Origin of the sequence: Microcystis sp. LE19-10.1B, from assembly GCF_027530565.1 — a bacterium.
In the GTDB taxonomy this organism is placed as follows: Bacteria; Cyanobacteriota; Cyanobacteriia; order Cyanobacteriales; family Microcystaceae; genus Microcystis; species Microcystis aeruginosa.
The window spans coordinates 1-6,527 of record NZ_JAPZQM010000476.1; the positions used below are offsets into that span (position 1 = coordinate 1).

General features: G+C 43.4%; 7 protein-coding genes and 2 tRNA genes. 4 read left to right on the forward strand and 5 right to left on the reverse strand.

Translation table 11 applies throughout. From position 1 onward, the window contains the following. Positions 1-80: 80 nt before the first annotated feature. A complete protein-coding gene (locus O9332_RS17215; protein WP_288026597.1) occupies positions 81-863 on the forward strand; it encodes a choice-of-anchor I domain-containing protein in 783 nt (260 codons plus the stop codon). A gap of 90 nt (positions 864-953) precedes the next feature. On the opposite strand, the gene tsaB is transcribed toward O9332_RS17215, so the two are convergent. The 4 genes from tsaB to O9332_RS17235 all read right to left on the reverse strand — a co-directional run bounded on the left by tsaB (position 954) and on the right by O9332_RS17235 (position 3,496). Next, entirely contained in the window at positions 954-1,556 is a 603-nt protein-coding gene (gene tsaB, locus O9332_RS17220; protein ID WP_002757754.1) for a tRNA (adenosine(37)-N6)-threonylcarbamoyltransferase complex dimerization subunit type 1 TsaB, read from the reverse strand. Between the two features lie 29 nt (positions 1,557-1,585). Further along, positions 1,586-1,657, reverse strand: a tRNA-Lys gene (locus O9332_RS17225). Positions 1,658-1,720: 63 nt separating this feature from the next. Continuing rightward, a complete protein-coding gene (locus O9332_RS17230) occupies positions 1,721-2,593 on the reverse strand; it encodes an aldose epimerase family protein (RefSeq protein WP_288026599.1) in 873 nt (290 codons plus the stop codon). 216 nt (positions 2,594-2,809) lie between these two features. Beyond that, positions 2,810-3,496: a diacylglycerol/polyprenol kinase family protein gene (locus O9332_RS17235; RefSeq protein WP_002757750.1), complete on the reverse strand. Its 687-nt coding sequence runs from the start codon at positions 3,494-3,496 to the stop codon at positions 2,810-2,812. Positions 3,497-3,551: 55 nt separating this feature from the next. Here O9332_RS17235 and yidD point away from each other — a divergent pair, with 55 nt between their 5' ends. Next, positions 3,552-3,782: a membrane protein insertion efficiency factor YidD gene (gene yidD / locus O9332_RS17240; protein ID WP_002785407.1), complete on the forward strand. Its 231-nt coding sequence runs from the start codon at positions 3,552-3,554 to the stop codon at positions 3,780-3,782. Positions 3,783-3,936: 154 nt separating this feature from the next. On the opposite strand, the gene O9332_RS17245 is transcribed toward yidD, so the two are convergent. Continuing rightward, complete coding sequence (locus tag O9332_RS17245) at positions 3,937-4,695, reverse strand: LmeA family phospholipid-binding protein (protein WP_002757745.1); 759 nt, start codon at positions 4,693-4,695, stop codon at positions 3,937-3,939. A 198-nt stretch (positions 4,696-4,893) separates the two neighbouring features. Between O9332_RS17245 and O9332_RS17250 the strand changes: the two genes are divergently transcribed. Beyond that, positions 4,894-6,033 carry a ferrochelatase gene (locus tag O9332_RS17250; protein WP_288026602.1) on the forward strand — a complete coding sequence of 380 codons (1,140 nt, stop codon included), beginning with the start codon at positions 4,894-4,896 and terminating at the stop codon, positions 6,031-6,033. Between the two features lie 88 nt (positions 6,034-6,121). Next, positions 6,122-6,194: transfer RNA gene (locus O9332_RS17255), tRNA-Arg, on the forward strand. The last annotated feature ends 333 nt before the right edge of the window (positions 6,195-6,527 follow it).

Sequence of the window (6,527 nt, forward strand, 5' to 3'; positions counted from 1 at the left end):
CATCGGGTAAATTACCTAATTTTCAGGGAAAAAGTCCCGGAATTTTCCCCCCGACCACTCCCATATCTGGTACTTTTTGATTGACAAAAAGTCTAAAAGTCTTACCCAACAAGGTTTTTAGATTTATTCAGCTAACCCTAATTACTGCCAACGAAGGGGATACTAGAGATGAGGCCAGACGAGTTTCTAGTTTAACCTTAGACCCCAATGTTTTTCCTAATGCCGCCGAATTGCAATTAGCCCAAAATCTCGGCCGTTTGGATGTTTCTAGCATCGACGGACGTAACGACCAAGGTCAATATAGTCAACTTTTTGCCTACGGTGGTCGTTCTTTTTCGATTTGGAATGTCACTAATGGACTGTCCCAAGTCTTCGATAGCGGCGATGATTTTGAACAAATTTTGGCGGCTTTTTCGGCAACTCCCCTAACTCCTAGTATCTTTAATTCCGATGGTACTCCTAGTAGTTTCGATAGTCGTAGCGATAACCGCGGCCCGGAACCGGAAGGTTTAGCCGTGGGAACTGTAGGCAATCGTCTCTATACTTTTGTGGGAATAGAAAGGGCTGGCGGTTTCATGGTTTATGATATCACCAACCCTAGTCATCCTTTCTTTGTTGATTATATCAACGATTGGCAATTAGGCGATATCTCTCCCGAAGGATTATTATTTATTCCCGCTGCCGATAGTCCCAATGGTACTCCCCTGTTAATTGTTGCCAATGAAGTCAGTCGTAATGTGGCGATTTATTCCGTGAAACCTGTCCCAGAACCTAGCACAGTTTTAGGATTAGTAACCCTCGGACTAGCTGGCTATAGTTTGAAAAAAAGAGGGAATTCCCAATTAGAGCATTTAATTGATTAATGCTCATTCTTAATTCTCCTGAATCCTGACTACTGGCTCCTTACTCCTCACCTAACGGAAGATTTTTGATTTTTGCAAGAAATCCATTAATCACATCCCGTAAAATGGTAGCGCCTCCGACCAATGGGGGCGTTTTCCCGTTTGCCAGTCCAAATGGGCTAAATCGAGGATATCGGCGGCATTTATGCCTAAATAACTGGGTGTGGCTAATCTTTGATAGGAAATAGTTAAGTTTTCTAAAGTGTGCTGCCATTGTTCTGGAGTCATCAGCCTATCAGCTAAATAAACCCGATTACCCCGATAGATGCCCACATACAATTTTCCCCTAGTTGCGGGCATTTCTAGGGCTAGATGGGTATCAAGGGGGTAAAAATCCCGTTGTGACCAAGCAAAGGCCGCTAAACTGGAGACGGTAAAAATCGGTAGCTGTAATTGTTGTGCTAGGGTTCTACCCGTGACTATACCGATGCGGGTACTGGTAAAGCTCCCCGGCCCCTTAGCGGTGGCTAGAAAGGCTAAATCAGCCCATTTTTGCGGGGCTAGGAACTGTTTTAGATAGGGGTGGAATAGGTTCGATAAGTCCCTGTCTAAGTCCCAAGTTTGTTGACGACTATCATCGCTGAAATTAGAGAGGGCCAGTCCTAGTTGGGGACTGCTGGTATGCAAGGCTAATCCATAGACAGGGGAAGACAAGTCAATCTTTCTGTATCAGTAAGTTTTTATGGGTCGCCTGGGATTCGAACCCAAGACCAATCGGTTAAAAGCCGAGTGCTCTACCGCTGAGCTAGCGACCCGTTTCGTGTTCTGCACACGATTCATCAATATAACATCTTATCTGGGCTAAGTCAAGGGGTAATTTAAATTTGATTGACTCGCATTTCCACGATCGCCTCACGGCTACTCTGGGGTTCCAGGTAGTTCAAATGTTCGCCTGTGTTGAGGGCGTTGCGGGGGGCGCTCCAGGGTTCGAGACAGATATAATTTTTATCTTTCAGAGTCCAAAAAACTATAGTTGTATAGAGATTATCGTAACTGAGGATAATTTGACGCTGATGATAGGAATCACTAAAACTACTTTGATGGCGAGTAATTTGCGGAAAAGCGGCATCAATTTCTTCGAGATTAAAGTCAAAGTTGCCGGAGTAGGAATGGAGGGTTTTCCTGCGTTGGTCGAGGTATTGGGAGGAGGGAATATCAAAAGATAATCGGGTTTTATCGGTGACTTGAAAATAGGGATGGAACCCGATAGAAAAGGGCATTTTTTCGGGTGAAAGATTAATAACTTTTTGGTGAATTTTGAGGCTGTTTCCTTGCAGTTGATAGGTAAAGATTAATTGAAAATCAAAGGGATAGACTTGACGAGTTGCTTCATTACTGTTTAATTCTAGGGTTAAACTAGCGGCAGTTTCGGTGCTTTGTTTGCTCACTTGCCAGGGTAAATCACGAGCAAATCCGTGTTGTTTGAGGCTATAGTTTCGGCCTTGGTGTTGATAGGTATTATCGGGTAAGTTGCCGCAGATAGGGAATAAAATCGGGACTCCTCCTCGCACACTGAGGTTAGGATCTTTGAATCTTTCTCTGTCCAGATATAAAATATCTTCTCCGCAAATTCGCCAACGGGTGATGATTCCTCCCCTAGCGGGAACCACTTCCAGATAAGCGTCAGCTTCTTCATCCTTGAGACAATAGGTAAGATATTGATTTTGGTTTTGAGTGATAGTAAAGGTCATATCAGTTATCAGTTATCAGTTATCAGTTATCAGTTATCGGTACAGCTGACTAAAAAGCTGATTGCTAACATAGAACGTAGGTTGGGTTGAAGCATGAAACCCAACACCCGCTCATGTTACGCTACTACTAACCCATCCTAACAAATAATTGTGCCTCCCTACTTAGCTTAACCAATGAGGTTTTAGATTCGGCCCTTGTGAATAAGCTGAGATAGCCTAGCTTGAGATGAAAATTTGGGTAAGAAAATAGGCAATTGCGGCACTACCAACGGGTACAGTGAGATTATCTATACCTAGTTTCGAGAAAGTTTCTAGAATAGTGGCTCCGATCGCTGTTAATAAAGATACTAGAATAATTGGCGGATTAATGCCATTAACAAAAGATAAAATAATCAAGCTGACTAGAAAGCTGACTCCTAACATAGTCAGGGAACCTTCCAGACTTTTGCCACTGCCGAAAATTTTGTAGGGATGTTGACCAAAATTTTGTCCCACTAGGGCTGCTAATCCGTCTCCTAAAGCCATAATTAAAATACCCATTGCCGCATATTCGGGGTGAGAAATTGGCCAAAAATAAGCCACGAGAACACCGATACTAACAGCATAAAAAAAAGTTCCCCAACTGCGGCGGCCAACACTATTAAGACTGGGTAAAATGGGGAAAAAATAGGATAGGATAGCAATAATTGCCGCTAGGATGGCCGCACTTATTCCCACCCAAGCGGGGATATTTAACCACCAAGCAAAAAGGATGACGTTTCCTGTGCCAATGTGGACAACTTTGCGGGTAATTTCGCCATCGGTACTGAAAAGACTTTTTAATTTTTCAGCGATCAGAATCAGAACAGCTAGGTAACAGGCGACTAAACCGATCGAAAATAGGAGAGAGTGGGATAGTTCCACGTGGCAAAAGCGAAAATTGACTATCTATTTAGTTTAGGCGATCGAGGTGACATTGATGAAAGGAATTTTTATTGGCTTAATTGAGGGATATAGACGGTTTATTTCGCCGCTATTTCCCCCTTCCTGTCGTTTTCAACCCACCTGTTCCCAGTATGCCATGGAAGCGATTGATCGCTTTGGTGTGCTGCGGGGTTCTTGGTTAGCAATTAAGCGTATTCTCCGTTGTCATCCCTTTCACCCCGGAGGTTACGATCCTGTGCCTCCCTGTAACCACAAGCACGATTAAAAGCCACAGTAGTTATCTCAATGGTGAGATACGAGGTTTTCGTTTTGGGGATTCAGGAGTCAGGATTCAGGAGTCAATACCAAATTAGGTTATACTTCATTTTTAGGGTAAAGTCTGTAAAACTCTTGATATTTTTAGACCCGTTGATGATTGCCTATTTTCTTTGGGGAAAACGCTCGATATCGGCGATGCCATAAAAGATGATCTGTTTATCTTTTAAACGTAGTCGATCGACCCTTAATTGAGTACCATCGAGAGCAAATTTATCTAAATCCATGAGGTTGTTAACATGGCTGATTAAAGCTTCTCCTAAAGCTTTCGATCTTTCGTCCCCTTGATAAACCACCTCAACAAATTGAATTTTTCGCCGTTCTTCCACAACCACAGCAGTGGTCATTTCTAGAAGAATTGGTTCTTCTTCTCCCAATTTAATTAGACTTTTCAGGGTTAAAGTTTTATCGTCATTGAGAATTAATTCCGTGTTCTGACAGTGAATTGATTTACCTTCGTACTCTAATCTTTGCAGTTTTTCGACAATAAAAGGTGTATTAAAAGAGGTGGTTAAGTCTTCTTCCGTTAAAACTACCCGCAAAGTGGCCCGCGTCGGTTGACGGAGTTTTACCTGTCCGGTAAAAATGGCACTAAAATCGATCGCCACCGCTTGTACATACAATTCCATGGCTTCGATGCGTAGGCCATTGTACATCAGCATCGACTGACCGATAAAGTCAAAACCGTCGATACTGCCTTGCAGTAATTTGGCCACGGGTTCGGCGCGGACAGTGGCTTTCAGCTTGCCTGTCCGTTTGAATAATGCAGCGATCGCAGCACTCACCGCCTTACTGATGAGTTGATCGCCGCTCTGATTGGGAAAAGGTAAGCTACCAAACACGCCTGCTGTCATATCTCTCATAGGTGGGACTACAACGATCTTAACATTATTTAAAGTTTCTTTACATCTCGTTTTATTAATGAGGATGATAAGCAATCTGTATGATTCTGTAGAGGTTATAAATTTTTAGCGGTCTATCCCGTGCTAGGGGATAGGATAGAAAAGTGCTACTATCCCAGTGATATAGCGTTTTTCACTTAGAAAATCGGGGTTAAAAACGTGGTTGCCATTTCAGATCAACAACAGTTAGCCGCTACCCACAACCACAGCGATCGAGTGGCGGTATTATTGATGGGATACGGGGAAGTGGAGAGTTATGAGGACTTTGCCAACTATAATGAACAGGCCTTAAATTTGCTGACGGCTAAGTTCGCTCCTGTACCGACTTGGGTTTATCCTCCCCTAGCGAAATTATTGGCCCTATTTGACCTACACGAATGGCAGCACCAGCATAATCACTTTATTTCGCCCCATAACCACATTTTCGAGCATCAAAGACAGGAAATCGAGCGCAATTTACAGGCAAAATGGGGTAATCGGGTGGAGGTATTCAAAGCGTTTAACTTCTGCGCGCCTTTTTTACCGGCACAGGTGTTAACGGAAATCCGCGAACGGGGATTCGAGAAAATTTTGATCTATCCTCTCCTCGTTGTTGATTCTATCTTTACCAGTGGCATTGCGATCGAACAAGTTAACAAAGCTTTAGCTCAGGGACAAACGGGGGAACATTGGGTCAAAGGATTGCGCTATATTCCCTCGTTTTATAACCAACCCGCTTACATAGAGCTAATGGCGCGGTTAGTGGAGGAAAAAATCGCGGCCGAGGTAGCTAGTAGCTGTCTTCCCTCGCAAATTGGCATTATTTTAATGAATCACGGTTGTCCCCACGAAGCTAAGGGATTTACGTCGGGAATCGATGAAAGTCAAGCTTTATACGAGTTAGTCCAGGAAAAATTAATCTATCGTTATCCCTTGATTTCTGTGGGTTGGTTAAATCACCAAACCCCTTTAATTAAATGGACGCAACCGAATGCAGAGTTAGCGGCGAAGAATTTAATCGAATTGGGGGCCAAAGCTTTAATTTTCATGCCAATTGGCTTTGCTACGGAAAATCACGAAACTTTGCTGGATGTGGAGCATATTATCGAAGCTTTACGCCGCAAACACAACCAGGTTAATTATGTGCAGATGGCCTGTGTCAACGATAACCCCGAATTTTGCCAGATGGTCGCCGATTGGGCCGAGGAACATATCGAAGCTTTACTATCACAAGAGGCTTTATCTGTCAATAGTTCTGTAACAATTCCTCACATTCATTCCGATCACCATCATCACCACGGACATCACCACCATCATTAAGCTTGGACAGTGGCAAAGAGGGGCAACGGCGAAAATTAGTCCTACCACTTGTCACTGTTGGAGCTATAATCTATAATTGTGCTTTCTTGGGTACGTAGCTCAATGGATAGAGCATCCGCCTTCTAAGCGGACGGTTGTAGGTTCGATCCCTACCGTACCCGTTATTGCCGACTAGGTATGGGAAGGCGGATGTGGTGGGCTGCCAATTGCGAATCAAGTTGCTCTGATGAGCTTCTGGTCTGGCATTGAACTTGAGGTGGTGTGAATTCTGCGTAGAGGAATGAAATTTGGGTAGTGATTTTATTGTAGTGGTGATAGCTCAAACCTTTGCTAATTGGGCATTGTAGTCATGAATAAAATACCAAAGGGTTCCCCAACGTGATTCTCCATTTTTTTAGAGAAAGATAGACTCTCTCTCACCAGCCGAGAAATCCTTTGTCGAAAGGTATTATTTAGGGTTGGCTGAAAAAGTTTATTGGTGGGGTTAGGAGTCA